Origin of the sequence: Blastomonas fulva (genome assembly GCF_003431825.1) — a bacterium.
Taxonomy (GTDB): domain Bacteria; phylum Pseudomonadota; class Alphaproteobacteria; order Sphingomonadales; family Sphingomonadaceae; genus Blastomonas; species Blastomonas fulva.
The window spans coordinates 1,379,734-1,395,000 of the sequence record NZ_CP020083.1; the positions used below are offsets into that span (position 1 = coordinate 1,379,734).

Consider the following 15,267-nt stretch of genomic DNA (forward strand, 5'->3'; position numbering starts at 1 on the left):
AGACCTCTGTCAGAGTCTGGCGGTGACCGCCTTGGTCTCGAGATAATTGTCGAGGCTCTCACGCCCGAACTCGCGTCCCCAGCCCGACTGGCTATAGCCGCCGAACGGGATGTTGTGCGCCACCGCGCCATGGCAGTTGATCGAGACATGGCCCGAGCGGATGCGCGCGGCGATCTTGTGCGCGGATGACAGCGAGGTCGTCCACACGCTGCCCGACAGCCCGTAAGGCGAGTTGTTCGCCATCGCCGCGATGGCATCGATATCGAGCGTGTCGAAGCTTTGCACCGCCATCACCGGGCCGAAGATCTCGTCCTGCACGATCCCCATGTCCGGGGTGGTGCCGGTGAAGATGGTGGGCGCGATGAAGCTGCCTGGCCGGTCGAGCCGCTCGCCGCCGGTGCGCAGCACCGCGCCTTCGCAGAGGCCGCGCGCGATATAGCCCATCACCTTGGCGCCATGCGCGGGCGAGACCATCGGGCCGATCTGGCACCCGGGGGCCAGGCCATGATCGACCACCATGCTCTGCGAGAACGCGACCAGCCCATCGACCAGCGCGTCGTGGATATCGGCATGCGCAAAGATGCGCGTGCCCGCCATGCAGTTCTGCCCGCCTAGGAAATAGGTCGCCATCGCGACCCCGGGGATGGCGAGTGCAAGGTCGGCATCGGGCATCACCACGACGGGCGACTTGCCCCCCAGTTCGAGCGTGACCTTCTTGAGGTTGCCCAAAGCTGCCTCGACGATCCGCCGACCGGTCGCGGTCGATCCGGTGAACGCCACCTTGTCGATCCCCGGATGTCCGGCCAGCGCCGCGCCCACGGTGCCGCCGGTGCCGTTGACGATGTTGACCACGCCTGCGGGAAACCCGGCCTCCGCGATCAGATCGGCGAGCGCCAGCGCGGTCAGCGGGGTCTCCTCGCTGGGCTTGACGATGGCGGTGCATCCCGCGGCGAGCGAGGGTGCCAGCTTTAGCACCGCCATCGAGAGGGGCACGTTCCACGGGATGATGTGCGCGGTCACCCCCACCGGCTCGCGTAGTGTGTAGGTGATCGCCTCGGCATCGTGCGTGACATGCGCGGGCGGGGTGGTCGTTGTGCCCTCGATGGTGCCGGCAAGCCCCGCGTAATAATGCAGCATCTCGGTGCAGTTGCTTACCGTCAGGCTGGCGATGAACAACGGCATGCCGCTGTCGATCACCTCGAGTTCGGCGAGCATCTGCGCATCGCGCTGCATGAGGTCAGCGAGCCTGCGCAGCAGCGCGGCACGATAGGCGGGTTGCGAGCGTGCCCAGCCGCCGTCGAACGCGTTGCGCGCGGCGACCACCGCGGCGTTGACATCGGCCGCCTCGCCGATCGCAAAGCGCGCGGCGACCAACCCTGTGGCAGGATCGCGCGTTTCCATCCAGCCATCGCCGCTGGCATCGCGCCAGGCGCCGTCGATGAACAACAGGTGGTCGCGCTGCAGGAAGGCGCGGGTCGCATCGCTGACCGAATGGCCGTCAAAGGGCAGGGGAAGGGTGGTCATGGCCGCAATCCTTAAACCGCAACGCTGCGGCAATCATAGTCGAACAGGCCCAGGGTCTCTTCGTTGCGCAGTTCGCCCAGCCCGAACAGGTCGGTCTCCTGGCCCTGCATCCGGTCGGCATTGGCGTTCGATTCGGCCTGGATGAAGGTCGTGCGCTCGATCCGTGCGGCCTGGTAACGCTGCAGTCCCTCTTCGGGCGTTCCGCTCGCGACCATCGCCCGCGCCAGCACCACCGCATCCTCGATCGCGCAGGCCGCGCCATGGCCCAGGAACGGCGTCATCGCATGCGCCGCATCGCCGAGCAGCGTGACGCGTTCGTCGGCGATCCAGCTCTCGAGCGGCTGACGCGCGTTCAAGGCCCAGCGGAAATGCGGGACCGCTTCGGCCGCCGCGATCATCGCCTGAACATCGGGTTCCCAATCGGCGTAGAGCGCGCGCAGTTCGCCCGGCTCGGCCGGGATGGTCCAGCCATCGTCCTGCCAGCCCGGTTGCCGCGCGAAGAACACCATGTTGAGCAGGTTCGAGCCGCGCACCGGATATCGGGTGATCATCTTGCCCGGGCCGATATGGATGCCGGGCCAGTCGACCAGCGCGCGCAAGCCGTCGGTCACCGGCACCACCGCGCGCCAGGCGACATGGCCGGTGAAATGCGCCTTGACCGGTTCGAACCGGTCGCGGATCGCGGACTTGAGGCCGTCGGCACCGACCAGCACGTCGCCGCTGACCGTCTCGCCATTGGCCAGCGTGACAGTGGTGCCTTCGCTCGAGACCACAGCCGCATCGGCGCGCAAGGTCACGCCGGCCTTGCGCGCGGTTTCGACCAGGATCGCGTGCAGATCGGCGCGGTGGATATAGACGTAAGGCGCGCCGTATTTTTCGCGCGCATCGGCACGCTCGAGCGTCAGCAGCGCACGGCCATCCTGCCAGTGCTGGATCCGCTGGCGCTTCGGCTCGACGCCGGCGGCGGCAACCTCTTCCATGCAGCCGGTGAAATCGAACCCGCGCATCGCGTTGGGCGAGAGCGTGACACCCGCGCCGATCTCGCCGAACGCGGGTGCGGCCTCGAGCACGGTGACCGCGAAGCCCGCCTGCGCCAGCCCCGCCGCCGCTGTCAACCCGCCGATGCCCCCGCCGACGATCAGGATCGCGGGCCTGCTCATCCCAGCTGCCCCGGAATGTGCGATTCGTGGTTCTCCAGATACCAGGCGGCGATCTCCTCGCGGGTCGCCCACCAGATGCCGGGAAGCGATTGCGCGTGCTCGATGAACTCGCGGATCGCGCGGATGCGGTGCGCGCGGCCCGAGACGTGCGGATGGAGCCCGACATTCATGATTCGCCCGGTCACCGCGCCTTCCTCATGCAGCACGTCGAGCTCCTCGATCAGCGCCTGCGCGAACTGATCGGTGGTGAAGTTCTTGCGGGTGATGAAGGTGAAGTCGTTGATCTCGTTCGAATAGGGGACCGAGACGATCGGGCCGTGCGGGGTCCGCAGCAGGTAGGGCTGATCGTCGTTCATGATGTCGCAGTAGAAGCTGCAGCCCTGCTCGGCGAGAATATCCGCAGTCTGCATCGTTCCGCGCAGCGAGCTCGACAGCCAGCCCCTGGACTTGCGCCCGGTGTGCTTCTCGAACTCGGCGAGCGAGCGCAGGATGATGTCGCGCTCCTTTTCGGGCTCGTGCGCGAAGTTGCTGAGCAGCTCGCCCTGCTCCCAGTTGTGCGTCAGCAGCTCCCAGCCGCGCTCAAGCACCGCATCGGTCATCGCCTTGCGCCGCTGGAAGGTGACCGCATTGGTGGTGCAGCTCGCCTTGGCGCCCAGTTGATCGAACAGCTCGAACAATCGCCAGATGCCGACCCGCTGGCCATATTCGCGCCAGGTGAAATTGGGGAAATCGGGCGTGTTGCCGGGCAGCACATCGGGCAGGATCGCAGGGCCGCCGGCGTAATAGGGCTTGTCGGTATCCTTGGTGAGATCCCATGTTTCCAGGTTGAAAGTAAGGATGAGCGCGACGCGCGCCCCGTTCGGCCATTTGAGCGGCTGGCGCTGGGGAAGCGGGATGTAATCGTAGTCCATCGTCTGCCTTTATGCGGTGGAGGTGCGGTTCAGAGCCCGAGCACGCCGGGGTTCATCAGGTTGTGCGGATCGAGCGCGGCCTTGGTCGCCTGAAGCAGCGCGCGCGCTGCCGGATCGAGCCGCTCGAGATAGGGATAGGCGCGCCCGATCTGGAAATGGGCGCTCCCGTGCGCCTGCATCAGATCGACCAAAGCCGCCTTGAACCGGTGCGCGAACGCGCGGGCCTCGGGGTTGTCGGGATAGGCCGGGATCGTGGCGAGATACTCTGTGCCCAGCACCTCGCGATGATAAGGCGTAACCGCATCGGGCCAGTAGATCGCGATCTCGTAGAGCAGGCCGTGCCCGCCGATGCTGCTGAACATTGTTCCGGTCCACAGGCCGTGGCGGTCCATTTCGGGCTGCTGCTCGCCCAGAAACCGCTCGAACGCCGCGTGGAATTCATCCGCCGCGCTGTGCGCGAAGATGCCGTGCAGCGGCACCCAGCGCTCGCCCTTGGGGCCGAGCACGTTGAACAACGGCGCAAACGGCATCGACCGGACGAAGGCGGCGGCGGTGTTTGCGATCTCCTGCCCGTCTGCGGTCATGATCGAGCGGATGCGCGTCAGCCGCGCTGCGACATCGGCCTTGTCGACGCCTTCGACGATGACGTGGCAGCTGTAGCGCGCCTCGCGCATTTCGGTTTCGCCCGCCAGCGCCATCTTGCCCAGCTGGAGCAGCCCCGAGGCGACATTGGGCGCGGCGCGCATGACGTTGCGCGCGATGGTGACCTTGGCCGCCGTCCCTTCGGAGCGCGCGATCTGGCCCTGCGACAGGGCCTGGTCGATGCTGAAATGCTCCTCGTCCAGCCCTTCGCGCGCGAGCTGGGCGACCGAGCGATGATAGCTCGTGAAATCGACGAAGGCGAAGCTTGCGGTGTCGAACGCGGGCCGCGCGGCGATCAGCGGCAGCGTGATCGCGACCTTTACGCCCAGCGCGCCACAATCGCCGGTGAACAGCCCGGTGAGGTCGGGTCCGTAATGGCGGGTGCCGGTGGTAACCCCGGTGTTGAGCAGACTGCCATCGGCCAGCACGACCTCGATCCCCAACAGCGATTGCGCGGAGATTCCGTGCGCGCCGCTGCCGTGGCTGATCGTGTTCTGGCTGACGCTGCCGCCGATGGTCGCGGCGATGCCGGAAAACGGCCCCCAGAACGGGGTGCGCAGGCCAAGCGGGTCGAGCGCGGCCTTGAGAGCGGCCCAGGTGACGCCCGCCCCTACGCGGACGTACGCATCGCGCTGGTCGATCTCGATAGCCTGCAGCGCTGAGAGATCGAACAGCACATGCGGCCGATCGATCAGATAGCCGTCCGAATAAGACGCACCGCCGCCGCGCGGCACCATCGCCACCCCGGCTTGTGCGCACAGCCGTACCGCCGCCTGCACGCCTGCACTATCGGCCGGGCGCACGATGCACAGCGCCTGCGCGCCGTGGGTGAAAACGTCGTGCGCATAAAAGGCCAGCCGGTCCGCCCCGGTCAGCACCTGGGCAGCGCCCAGCGCATCGGCCAGCGATTGTGGCAATCCGGTGATATCGTCCGCCATAGACTGTTCGTGGCTCCCTGGCTGCTCCGCGTCGGTTCGACCATGTTGGTGGCCGCGCCGACACGGGACACTGCCGATTTATCCGCCTTGCGGTTGATGGTCGCGTAATGATTACATGGCGAGCACGATTTTCTAGCCTCGTCATTAGATACAGGGAGTTTCATCCGCATGGCCTTCGCCCGACCGCCGCTTTCCGACAGCGTGACCGCCTTCCTCGCCCGCAGGGGCCAGGGCCAGGGGCTGCTGATCGGCGGCGAATGGACCGGCGGGCAGGGCGAGACCTTTGCCACCGTCGACCCCGCAATCGGCGACCAGATCGGCGTGCTGCCGCGCGGCGGCGCGCCCGAAATCGATGCCGCGGTGGCCGCTGCGCGCGCGGCGCTGGCGGGATGGAAGGCGACCACGCCGCTGAACCGCGCCAAGATCCTCTGGGCCGCCGCCGACCTCATCGAGGCGCATATCGACGAGCTCGCCGAGATCGAGACGCTCGACCAGGGCAAGCCGCTGTTCGTCGGGCGCTGGGCGGAAATCCCCGGCGCGGTCAACCAGTTCCGCTTCTTTGCGGGCCAGGCGATGGCCATCGAGGGGCAGGTGATCGAATCCTCGATCGACTATCAGCCCGCGGGCAAGAAGATGGCGAGCTGGACGAAGCGCGAGCCGGTGGGCGTGGTCGGCGCGATCGTGCCGTGGAACTCGCCCTTGGTGCTCACCGCGATGAAACTGGCGCCTGCGCTGGCGGCGGGCTGCACCATCGTGCTCAAGCCCGCGGAAAACACCTCGCTCTCGGCGCTCAGGCTGGGCGAGCTGCTGATGGAAGCGGGCTTACCTGCAGGCGTGCTCAACATCGTCACGGGGCTGGGCGGAGAGGCGGGCGCGGCGCTGGCGGCGCACCATGGTGTCGACAAGATCGCATTCACCGGATCGACCCAGACCGGCCGCGCGATCATCGATGCCGCCAAGGGGAACCTCAAGCGCGTCAGCCTCGAGCTCGGCGGCAAGTCGCCGATGATCGTGATGCCCGATGCCGATCTGGAGCTGGCGATCCCCGGCGTTGCCAACGCGATCTTCTTCAACGGTGGCCAGGTGTGCGTCGCGGGATCGCGGCTGTATGTGCACAGCGCCATAAAGGACGAACTGCTCAAGGGCGTGGCAGCCTATGCGCAGGGGCTGGTCGCCGGGCACGGGCTCGATCCTGCAACCCAGATGGGGCCCTTGGTCTCGCGCGCCCAGGCCGAGCGGGTCGAGGGCTTCATATCTGCCGCGCGCGATGGCGGGGCGACCGTGCTGACCGGGGGGGAGCGCTTCGGAGAGGCGGGCACCTTCGTCCAGCCCACGGTGATCACCGATGTCACCCCCGACTTGCCGATCGTGCGCGAGGAGGTGTTCGGGCCCGTATTGGTGGCGCAGCAGTTCGATGACGCAGACGCGGTGATCGCGGCGGCCAACGATAGCGACTACGGCCTTGCCGCGAGCATCTGGACCCAGTCGCTCAGCCATGCGCACCGTATGGCCGATGCCATCGAGGCGGGCACCGTCTGGATCAACTGCCACCTGATGTACGACGCCGCGCTGCCGATCGGCGGCATCAAGCAATCCGGATATGGCCGCGACAGCGGGCGCGCCGCGCTCGACAGTTATCTCGAATGGAAAACCGTCTGCGCGGTCATCTGACCGGCGCGTACCCAAAGGACAATGCGATGATCTATGAATCGGTGTGCGCGAGCATTTCGCGCCGGACGCTGTTCGGCGGCGTGGCGGGGCTGGCGACCGCGGCGGCACTGCCCGGAATCGCACAGGCAAGAACCAGCAACATCCGACCACTCGACATCATGGATCCGCGCGACAACCTTTACGGCTTTGCCAAGATGTGGGGGACGATCGGCGAAAAGGCGGTGCTCTCGGGCTATCAGGGGGTGCAATATGCGATCGTCGGCGCCAACCGCGCCAAGCCGGTGTTCGGCTATGCCGGCTTCGGCAACATCCGCAACGCCATCCAGCCCGATGGATCGGTGCGCGTCATCGGCAAGGAGTGCGGCTATTTCACCGACCTTGCCACCGGCGAGATCCTCGATCACTGGGACAACCCCTGGACCGGCGAGCGGGTCGAGGTGTTCAATTTCCTCAACGACAAGTTCCGCGGGACGCTTGGCCTCACCCGCAAGGTGTTCAAGGTCGGCGATGGCGAGACGGTGAACAACGACATCGGAAAGGGCGGGGCCGGAGAGCCTTACAGGCTGCCCTGGCAGCCCATCGGCGACCAGTATCTGCTCGGCTGGGACTATGCGCACGAATACACCAACCCGGTGACGCCTGCAGGCTGGCCCAAGGCCTCGACCGGCAAACGCGTCAATCCGTCCGAGCATTTCACCCTGTTCACCCCGCGCGCGGCGATCGATGACCGCGATGTCGTCTCGGCGCCCTATACCGGCGGCTTCATGCGGCAGGCGCCGTGGTGGCCGTGGATGCGGATGGGGCAGAGCGGGGTGGATGGCGTGCTGATGGGGCGGATGCACACCTACAAGATCACAGGCGGGATGGACGATGTGCCGGTGGCGGTGCGCAAGCGCGTCGAGCGCGACCGGCCCGATCTGTTCGAGGAACCGGTCGACGGCCCCGACCTCGGCGTGATCGGAACGCTCGAACATTATGCCGAACAGGTGCCGCCCGAAACGCCCGGCTACAGCCGCAAGAAATAGCGGCGGTCAGCGCAGGCCCAGGCCCTGGATCAGCAGGTTGGGCAGCTTTGCATTGTCCCATTCGGGGGTCTTGGGCGGAGTTTCGCCCATCCGCAGCACGATCAGCCGGTGCTTCGGGCTGATGTGCACCGTCTGGTTGGAGTTGCCATCGAACAGGAACATCTCGGGGTCGAGATAGGCTGCCGAATGCAGCACCTGCGGTCCGGCGGTGCCCGGCGCGCCGAAGCCGCGGCGCTCGCGATAGGGTTCGCCCAGCCAGATCCCCAGGCCGAAGTTCGGGTTCTGCGGCGTGCCGGTGCGCATCTGGCGGACATAGCCTGCAGGCAGCAGCCGTTTGCCGCCCGTCCTGCCGCCAACCTTGCCGTCATCGAGCAGCAGGATCGCAAGCTTCATCCAGGTCTCGGCGGGAAGCTTGATGCAGCAGCCCGAATGCGCAAGCCCTTGCGGCCGGTTGACCCAGACCTCGCCGCCCGCAGCGCCCAAGGGGGCCAATACCTCATTGCTGATGAACTCGGCATAGCGCCGCCCGGTGGCGCGTTCGATCACCATTGCAATGAGCTCGCTCGGCGCATTGGCATAGGCATAGCGCGTGCCCGGCGGGTCGGTCAGCGGATAGTCGCGCACGATATACGCGCCGTGATCGGGGTCGAGATATGCCCGGTTCCACGGATGCTCGGGATCGGGCGAATAGCCCTGGTCGAGCAGGCCCGATCGCATGTCGAGCAGGTGCCGCACCAGGATCGCGGCCTTGGGCGTGCCAGCCAGCTCGGGGATGAAGTCTGCGATTCGCTGGTCCAGCCCCTTGATCTTGCCCAGCTGGATCGCGCGACCGATCGCGATCGCCGTCAGCGGCTTGGCAAGCGACTTGGCGACCAACGGCGTGTCGCGGGTGGTGGCGCCGAAATAGCGCGAGGCCTCCAGCTTGCCGTCGCGCCAGACCAGCAGCGCGCTCGACCGGTTGGCTTGCGCATAGCGCGCGGCCTCGTCGAGCGCGGCAGCGGCGATCCGCGGCGCGCGCGAAGCGGGTAAACGCCGCACCTTCGGCGCGCCGGGCACGGCCTCCATCGGACTGTAATCGAACTGCGCTGGGTTCGCCATGAACGCCTCGAACCGCGCGCGATAGGTCGCATCGTCCGCAGGCGTCGCGGCGGTCGTGGCCAGCAGCGCAAGCGCCGCGAGCGGTTTAAGCACGTTCAAGGATCTCGAGCGCCGCGATCTCCGCGGTCTCCATCGCCGATTCCATCCCCGGCTCCATCCGCCGCAGATGCTCGCCGGCAAAGTGCACCCGGCCATGCGGCAGCGCCATTTCCTTGGCGAACATCTTGACCTGGCCTGCGGCAAAGCAGTGCTTGTTGCCGCCGACGAACGGGTTCTTCTCCCAGCTGTATTCGAACAGCGGCTCGAGCGCGCCTGCGGTCGAGGGGCGCGCGGCGGCCAGTTCCGCCATGATGAATGCGCGCTGCGTGGGCAGGTCCATCGCGTCGAGCCGGGTTGCGCCGTCGCCGTTCATCCAGACGATCAGCGACCCATGCGCGCCGCCCTTGTCCATCACGAAGGCACGCTCGAAAAAGCGGTCCGACCAGATCGAAGGGGGCAGGCCGTCCGCCTCCCAGAAGGGCTTGAGCACGCGGAAATGGAACTGGGTGGTGGCGGAATAGATCGCGCCCTGCACTGCATTGGCCTGAGCTGTCGGGAGGCCGGGGGTAAAGTTGATGTAACGCACCGCCGAGAAGGGGGCAGCCATCACGACGAAGCGGGCGCGCATCCGCTCGCCGCCCATCAGCCGCACCTCGACCTCGTCTGCCGTCTGGTCGATCGCGGACACCGGCGACTTCAGCATCACCCGGCCCTTGAGCGCAGCGGCCATGGCCTTGGGCAGCATGTCCGATCCGCCGACGATATAGTGCCGCTTGCTGGTGTTGCCCGCGCCATATTGCGGCTTGGTGGGGTCATTGAAACCTTCCACCTTGAGCCGCGCCAGATCACGGAAGATGCTCATCGCCGAGACCGAATGCACGCTCGGTCCATTGAGATCGATATCGGCCAGCCGGATCGCCGCTTCGGACACGCCCCTGGCGCGCATATAGGCAGCGGCGGACATGTCATGTTCGTGATACTTCGCCTCCAGCCAGTCGGCCGGGTCCTCGAACGGTACCCAGTCGAAAAACAGCCGGTTCTGGATGAGAAAGGGCAGGATCTCGCGCTCTGCACCCATGGTGTGGTTGGCGTTCGACGATGCCCAATCCTTGGGCAGCACCATCTGCCCTTCGATGTTCAGGACAAACGGTGTCGACTTGCCGCCATCTTCGGTCAGGCCGACATTGAACTGCGTGCAGGCATTGCGCACCCGGCCATACAGCGGGCCGACCTCGCTGCCGCCCAGCTCTGCGGTATAGCCTTCGGCATGGCCGGTGCGCAGCCGTCCACCGACGCGGTCGTTCGCCTCGACCACCGCGACCTTGAGGCCCTGGCTTTCGAGCACATGCGCCGCATTGAGCCCGGCGAGCCCTGCGCCGACGACGATGACATCGAGCTTTTCGGGCTGGCCGCCACCCTTGGCGGTCTTGGCAACGGCAGAGGTCGCAAACATTGCGCCGGCTCCGGAGAGAAAGGCGCGGCGGCTACCGGTGAGGATCGTGTGCGACATGGGGCTGAACTCCTGCAGAGCGAAGCCGACACTATGCCGGGCGCTTGGCGATGCACCAGCGCAAAACGCCGCTGCTGTTCACCTGGTGGATAGTCGCGCCCGGTGCAGCGCCAGGGCGGCGCTCGATCGCATCAGCGCCAGATGCTCGCGCGCCAGGGTGGTCAAGTCCATGGCGCCCTCAGCCATCGGCGCCATCGTGTCGCGCGTGATCGCATAACGCGGCGAAAACGCATGGCCTGCGCGCAGCAGCGCCCATGCATTGACCAGATGGTTGCCATAGCGATCGGGCGTCAGGTCGGGGAACAGCAGCTCGGGCTCGCCGGGCAGCAAGGGCTCGCTTCGGGTGTCACTGGCGCCCAGTTGCTTGGCTGCCGAATCGATCACCGCAGCCCAGGCGGCCCAGTCGAGCGGCGGCTCGCCCGGCCAGCGATCGGACAGGCCATGCCCGGGAAGATCGATCGCCAGCACGCTCTCGGGCAGCAGATCGAGCGATCGGCCGGGCCCGTGGATGTGCAGCACGTCGCCGCTGCCGCGCCAGTGGATCAGCCCGTCAAAGGCATCGGTTCGAACCGGAAGAAAGCCTCGGTCAATGTCCTGCACAGGCATGAAGGCGGGCGCGGGATGGTGCGCGAGCCAATCGGCATTGCCGCTGGAATGCGCTGCCGGATCGGGCTGCTCGGCGGTGCTCCATCCGGCAGGCAGCGCAGGGAACCGCGCCATGTGCGCCGTCATCGGGTCGCTGGAATAGCTCGAGAGCAGGGCGGGCGGCACATCTGCACCGGCGGGCGGGACGTCGTAGTCGGCGCTGAGCGCGGCACGATAGCCGTGGCGATAGGCATCGCCCGAGGCGAGCAGGTCCATCACCTGCGGATGAAGCACCATGGGGTCGGCATGCGGCGCCGACATGCGCCGCGCCTGTTCGGGCTTGTACCACGGGAAGTACCAGCTCTGTTCGAGCATGCGGTTCCATGCCCATAACAGGTGCTCGCCATAAGGCTGGGGGTGGAACGGACGCAGATACGCCTCGCCGACATCGTCGAGCTCGTGCGGATGAAAGCAGGGATAGCCGCCGACGGCGAGCGCGACGAAGCGCTCGGGATGGCGGCGCAGCGCATTCATCAGGAAGATGCCGCCCGAATGGAAGCCATAAGCCGCGATTGCGCGAAACCCCACGGCGTCAGCAAAGTCGAGGATCGCGTCGGCAAAGTCTTCCGTCGTCGGGCTTGCGATCGGCAGCGGATCGGACTGGCCGAAGCCGGGCGAATCGGGTGCGATGCAGGTGAAGCGCTCGCCCCATTGCGCCATCATCGCGGTATACTCGTCCGATGATCGCGGGCTCTGGTGGACCAGCAGCACCGGCGGACCGCTGCCGCACATCCGGTAATGCACGCGCCGTCCGGCGAGCGTCAGATAATGTCGGGTGATGCGCATGGCGCAGTGTCTACCGCATCGCGCCGCCCTGCAAGCCCGGCCCGGCGCGGGACTGGCCGCATCGTGGATAGCCGCCCGCTCGCCCGATGATCTCGCCACCGCGCTGCCACCAAGGGGCTAAGGCCGCCATGTGCGGTGCGATGCAAACCAAGGGGAATGATCGATGCGTGATGGCGTAACCGAGGTGGGACCACAGCGTTACCGCGAAACCTATGGCCGCTTCTTCGAGGAGTTCGCGGTGGGCGATGTCTATGAACACCGCCCGGGCCGCACGATCACCGAAACCGACAACATCTGGTTCTCGCTGCTGACGATGAACCAGCACCCGGCGCACTGCGATGCCAACTTTGCTGCGAAGACCGAGTTCGGAAAGCCTTTGGTCGCATCGCCGCTCACCGTGGCGATCATGACCGGGCAGAGCGTTTCCGACGTCAGCCAGAAGGCGGTCGCCAATCTGGGGTGGAAGGAAATCCGCCTGCTCAAACCGGTGTTCGCAGGCGACACGCTCTATTCGGAATCCGAAGTGCTCGAAAAGCGCGAGAGCGAAAAGCGCCCGACCCAGGGCATCGTCACCATCAAGACCATCGGCAGGAACCAGACCGGCGATGTGGTGTGCGAATTCACCCGGGTGATGCTGATCTGGAAGAAGGGCTTCGGCCCGATGGACGATTGATCCTGCACGCACGGGCGCGCCGGTCGGCCGGGCACTCGCCGCAAGGCGGATAGTTTGGGCCAAGGGTGCATCGGCGCGCGCGCGCGCTTTCTAGCCAGATCACAGTCGAGATGAGGGGCAGGACGTATGTCCGCAACAGAACGTTGCCAGGTAGTAATTGTCGGGGCCGGGCCGGTGGGCACGACCATGGCGACCTTGCTGGCCAAGCAGGGCGCGGACGTGATCGTGCTCGAGGCCAATGAGGACTGCGCCCAGGACCTGCGCGCCTCGACCTTTCACCCTCCGACGCTGGAAATGCTCGACGAGGTCGACGTCACCCCGATGCTGCTGCAGCGCGGGCTGAAGGCGCCGGTCTATCACTGGCGCGATCGCCAGTCGGGCGAGGTCATCGGCTTCGATCTGGGCGAGCTGGCCGATGTCACGCGCTATCCGTTCCGCATCCAGTGCGAGCAATATCATCTTTCGCGCGCGCTCGCCGAGGGGCTGGCGCGCTACTCGAACGCGCAAGTGCGCTTCAACCACCGTCTGCTGGCGTTCGATCAGGACGACAAGGGCGTCAGCGTGTTCGTCGAGAGCCCCACCGCAATCCAGCAGATCCGCTGCGATTTCCTGATCGCCGCGGACGGCGCCAACAGCGTGGTGCGCAAATGGCTGGGGATCGAGTTCGACGGGTTCACCTATCCCGAACGGTTCCTCTGCCTGTCGACCGACGAGGATCTGACCGCGCATCTCGATAACCTGGCTTATGTGAACTATGTCTCCGATCCGGAGGAATGGCTGGTGCTGCTCAAGGTGCCCTCGCTGTGGCGGGTGCTGGTCCCGACCGATGGCGATGCAACCGATGACGATCTGCGCTCCGATGCGCGCAAGGATGCGATCTTCGGGCGATTGGTGGGCGATGGTGCGCGCGTGAAGACCTTCCACCGCACCTTGTACCGGGTGCACCAGCGCGTCGCCAAATCCTTCCGCGAAGGGCGGGTGATGCTGATCGGCGATGCCGCGCATCTCAACAACCCGCTGGGCGGCTTCGGCATGAACTCGGGCCTGCACGATGCGTTCAACCTGTTCGAAAAACTCGCGCCGGCGCTCAAGAACGGTTCGCCCAACGGCGCGCTCGCCCTGTTCGATCGCCAGCGGCGGCAGGTGACGCATGATTTCACCCAGGCGCAGACGATAGAGAACATGGCCTTCATCCGCGGCGGCGCGGGCGAGGGGCACGAGCTGCGGCGGCAGGCGATGCTTGCGATCCAGGGGGATGACGAGCGACGCCGCGCCTATCTGCTCAAGCAGGCGATGTTCGACAGCCTCGAAAAGGCCCGCGCGATCAACTGACTTCACGAAGGGGAAAGGCCATGGGCGATGTTCTGGGCTGGCGCAGGCTGCTGGGGGTGGTTGCGCCGTCCACCAACACCGTTGTGCAGCCCGACATGGAGCGGATGCGGCCCGAAGGCGTGACCAATCACTTTTCGCGTATCTATGTCGAGGACCCGGTCGCGCTGTCGAACGAGGATTTCATCGCCGGAACTACCGCGATCGCGGAAAACACGATGGACGCGGTGCGCTCGGTGATGACCTGCCGTCCCGACTATCTCGTGCTCGGCATGTCGGCGATCACATTTTACGGTGGCGTCCAGGGATCCGTCGACTTCAAGCGCCGGGTCGAAGAGGTCGCAGGGGTGGGCGCGAGCACCGGCGCCGAATCGATTGCCGCTGCGCTGCATGCCTATGGCGGGATCCGGCGGGTGAGCTTCGTTTCGCCTTATTATCCCGTCGCCAATGCCGAGGTACAAAGGTTCCTCGAAGAATCAGGGTTCACGGTGGTGCGCGACGTGCCGCTGCAATGCCGGTGCTGGACCGACATCGCCAAGGTGACACCCGATCGGCTGCGCGAGGTGATCGAGCATCTCGATGGGCCCGATGTCGATGCCATCGTCCAGGTGGGGACCAATCTGTCGATGGTCGATCTGGCGGCCGAGCAGGAGGCGCTGCGCGGCAAGCCGGTGATCGCGATCAACACCGCCACCTATTGGCATGCGCTGCGGGCGTGCGGCATCGAGGACAAGGTTGCCGGTATGGGACGCCTGCTGGCGGCGTTCTGACGAGCGGGCGCCATGCCACGGCCCGGGCAGGCGCACCGGCATTGGCCAAGCTAAATTGCATAAAACTGCAAAAAAGGGTTTGACCCGAATCGGAAGGGTGCATATATGCCCGTTCACCGGACGGGACACGCTGTTGTTTTCGCCGGTCGCCAACATAGACGGACGCCAAGTCCCCCGGTAGGAAAATCGGGGAACACTGGTTGTCCGCTACTTTTGTCGGCGGTGGCTTTGGCCGCGCTCTTTGACATTGTGATTTTAGATGAAGGGACATGTGGGCGACGGCGCCCGGTTCTGAGGAGTTCAAGGCCTCGGAAACCGGTTGCAATAAGTCGTTCCTATATGTCCTTCACGTATCCATACGTAAAGAAATGTGCAGGAACGGCTCCTTGAAGCTCATGTTCTGGTGGTTAGCCGGTTTATTCGGTGCTGCTGGGATGTGTGACACAACTTGAGAGTTTGATCCTGGCTCAGAACGAACGCTGGCGGCATGCCTAACACATGCAAGTCGAACGAGACCTTCGGGTCTAGTGGCGCACGGGTGCGTAA

12 protein-coding genes and 1 rRNA gene (1 of these 13 only partly in view) are annotated in these 15,267 nt (G+C 65.9%); 6 read left to right on the top strand and 7 right to left on the bottom strand.

Annotation, left to right across the window (positions count from 1 at the left end):
- Positions 1 to 9: 9 nt before the first annotated feature.
- The 4 genes from B5J99_RS06475 to B5J99_RS06490 are packed head-to-tail and all read right to left on the bottom strand — an operon-like array spanning position 10 to position 5,175.
- Positions 10 to 1,524, bottom strand: coding sequence for an aldehyde dehydrogenase family protein (locus B5J99_RS06475; RefSeq protein WP_117351930.1), 1,515 nt, complete (start codon positions 1,522 to 1,524; stop codon positions 10 to 12).
- An 11-nt stretch (positions 1,525 to 1,535) separates the two neighbouring features.
- Positions 1,536 to 2,684, bottom strand: coding sequence for an FAD-dependent monooxygenase (locus tag B5J99_RS06480; protein WP_117351931.1), 1,149 nt, complete (start codon positions 2,682 to 2,684; stop codon positions 1,536 to 1,538).
- Entirely contained in the window at positions 2,681 to 3,595 is a 915-nt protein-coding gene (locus B5J99_RS06485; RefSeq protein WP_117351932.1) for a polysaccharide deacetylase family protein, read from the bottom strand. Before B5J99_RS06485 ends, B5J99_RS06480 begins: the two co-directional genes overlap by 4 nt.
- A gap of 29 nt (positions 3,596 to 3,624) precedes the next feature.
- Entirely contained in the window at positions 3,625 to 5,175 is a 1,551-nt protein-coding gene (locus B5J99_RS06490) for an FAD-binding oxidoreductase (protein ID WP_117351933.1), read from the bottom strand.
- Positions 5,176 to 5,343: 168 nt separating this feature from the next.
- On the opposite strand from B5J99_RS06490, the gene B5J99_RS06495 reads away from it, so the two are divergent.
- Positions 5,344 to 6,846, top strand: a complete 1,503-nt coding sequence (locus B5J99_RS06495; protein ID WP_117351934.1) for an aldehyde dehydrogenase family protein — start codon at positions 5,344 to 5,346, stop codon at positions 6,844 to 6,846.
- A gap of 26 nt (positions 6,847 to 6,872) precedes the next feature.
- Positions 6,873 to 7,871 carry a DUF1838 family protein gene (locus B5J99_RS06500; RefSeq protein WP_162892485.1) on the top strand — a complete coding sequence of 333 codons (999 nt, stop codon included), beginning with the start codon at positions 6,873 to 6,875 and terminating at the stop codon, positions 7,869 to 7,871.
- A gap of 6 nt (positions 7,872 to 7,877) precedes the next feature.
- On the opposite strand, the gene B5J99_RS06505 is transcribed toward B5J99_RS06500, so the two are convergent.
- From B5J99_RS06505 to B5J99_RS06515, 3 genes are all read right to left on the bottom strand, one after another.
- Positions 7,878 to 9,062 (bottom strand): serine hydrolase domain-containing protein, encoded by a 1,185-nt coding sequence (locus B5J99_RS06505; RefSeq protein WP_162892486.1) that lies wholly within the window; start codon positions 9,060 to 9,062, stop codon positions 7,878 to 7,880.
- Positions 9,055 to 10,518, bottom strand: a complete 1,464-nt coding sequence (locus tag B5J99_RS06510; protein ID WP_117351937.1) for a flavin monoamine oxidase family protein — start codon at positions 10,516 to 10,518, stop codon at positions 9,055 to 9,057. Before B5J99_RS06510 ends, B5J99_RS06505 begins: the two co-directional genes overlap by 8 nt.
- A 78-nt stretch (positions 10,519 to 10,596) precedes the next feature.
- Entirely contained in the window at positions 10,597 to 11,949 is a 1,353-nt protein-coding gene (locus B5J99_RS06515) for an alpha/beta fold hydrolase (protein WP_117351938.1), read from the bottom strand.
- A 163-nt stretch (positions 11,950 to 12,112) separates the two neighbouring features.
- On the opposite strand from B5J99_RS06515, the gene B5J99_RS06520 reads away from it, so the two are divergent.
- The 4 genes from B5J99_RS06520 to B5J99_RS06535 all read left to right on the top strand — a co-directional run.
- Positions 12,113 to 12,622, top strand: a complete 510-nt coding sequence (locus B5J99_RS06520; RefSeq protein ID WP_054135889.1) for a MaoC family dehydratase — start codon at positions 12,113 to 12,115, stop codon at positions 12,620 to 12,622.
- A gap of 186 nt (positions 12,623 to 12,808) precedes the next feature.
- Positions 12,809 to 13,954 carry an FAD-dependent oxidoreductase gene (locus tag B5J99_RS06525; protein WP_342768906.1) on the top strand — a complete coding sequence of 382 codons (1,146 nt, stop codon included), beginning with the start codon at positions 12,809 to 12,811 and terminating at the stop codon, positions 13,952 to 13,954.
- Between the two features lie 20 nt (positions 13,955 to 13,974).
- A complete protein-coding gene (locus B5J99_RS06530) occupies positions 13,975 to 14,721 on the top strand; it encodes a maleate cis-trans isomerase family protein (protein ID WP_117351940.1) in 747 nt (248 codons plus the stop codon).
- A gap of 444 nt (positions 14,722 to 15,165) precedes the next feature.
- Positions 15,166 to 15,267 (top strand): 16S ribosomal RNA (locus tag B5J99_RS06535); it runs 1,387 nt beyond the window's last position.

What these genes read in the sequence shown, in the direction of transcription:
- B5J99_RS06525 (WP_342768906.1), top strand. Translation starts at nt 12,809, where the DNA reads ATGGCGACCTTGCTGGCCAAGCAGGGCGCGGACGTGATCGTGCTCGAG.
- B5J99_RS06495 (WP_117351934.1), top strand. Translation starts at nt 5,344, where the DNA reads ATGGCCTTCGCCCGACCGCCGCTTTCCGACAGCGTGACCGCCTTCCTC.
- B5J99_RS06500 (WP_162892485.1), top strand. Translation starts at nt 6,873, where the DNA reads ATGATCTATGAATCGGTGTGCGCGAGCATTTCGCGCCGGACGCTGTTC.
- B5J99_RS06510 (WP_117351937.1), bottom strand. Translation starts at nt 10,518, where the DNA reads ATGTCGCACACGATCCTCACCGGTAGCCGCCGCGCCTTTCTCTCCGGA.
- B5J99_RS06475 (WP_117351930.1), bottom strand. Translation starts at nt 1,524, where the DNA reads ATGACCACCCTTCCCCTGCCCTTTGACGGCCATTCGGTCAGCGATGCG.
- B5J99_RS06485 (WP_117351932.1), bottom strand. Translation starts at nt 3,595, where the DNA reads ATGGACTACGATTACATCCCGCTTCCCCAGCGCCAGCCGCTCAAATGG.
- B5J99_RS06530 (WP_117351940.1), top strand. Translation starts at nt 13,975, where the DNA reads ATGGGCGATGTTCTGGGCTGGCGCAGGCTGCTGGGGGTGGTTGCGCCG.
- B5J99_RS06490 (WP_117351933.1), bottom strand. Translation starts at nt 5,175, where the DNA reads ATGGCGGACGATATCACCGGATTGCCACAATCGCTGGCCGATGCGCTG.
- B5J99_RS06515 (WP_117351938.1), bottom strand. Translation starts at nt 11,949, where the DNA reads ATGCGCATCACCCGACATTATCTGACGCTCGCCGGACGGCGCGTGCAT.
- B5J99_RS06520 (WP_054135889.1), top strand. Translation starts at nt 12,113, where the DNA reads ATGCGTGATGGCGTAACCGAGGTGGGACCACAGCGTTACCGCGAAACC.
- B5J99_RS06480 (WP_117351931.1), bottom strand. Translation starts at nt 2,684, where the DNA reads ATGAGCAGGCCCGCGATCCTGATCGTCGGCGGGGGCATCGGCGGGTTG.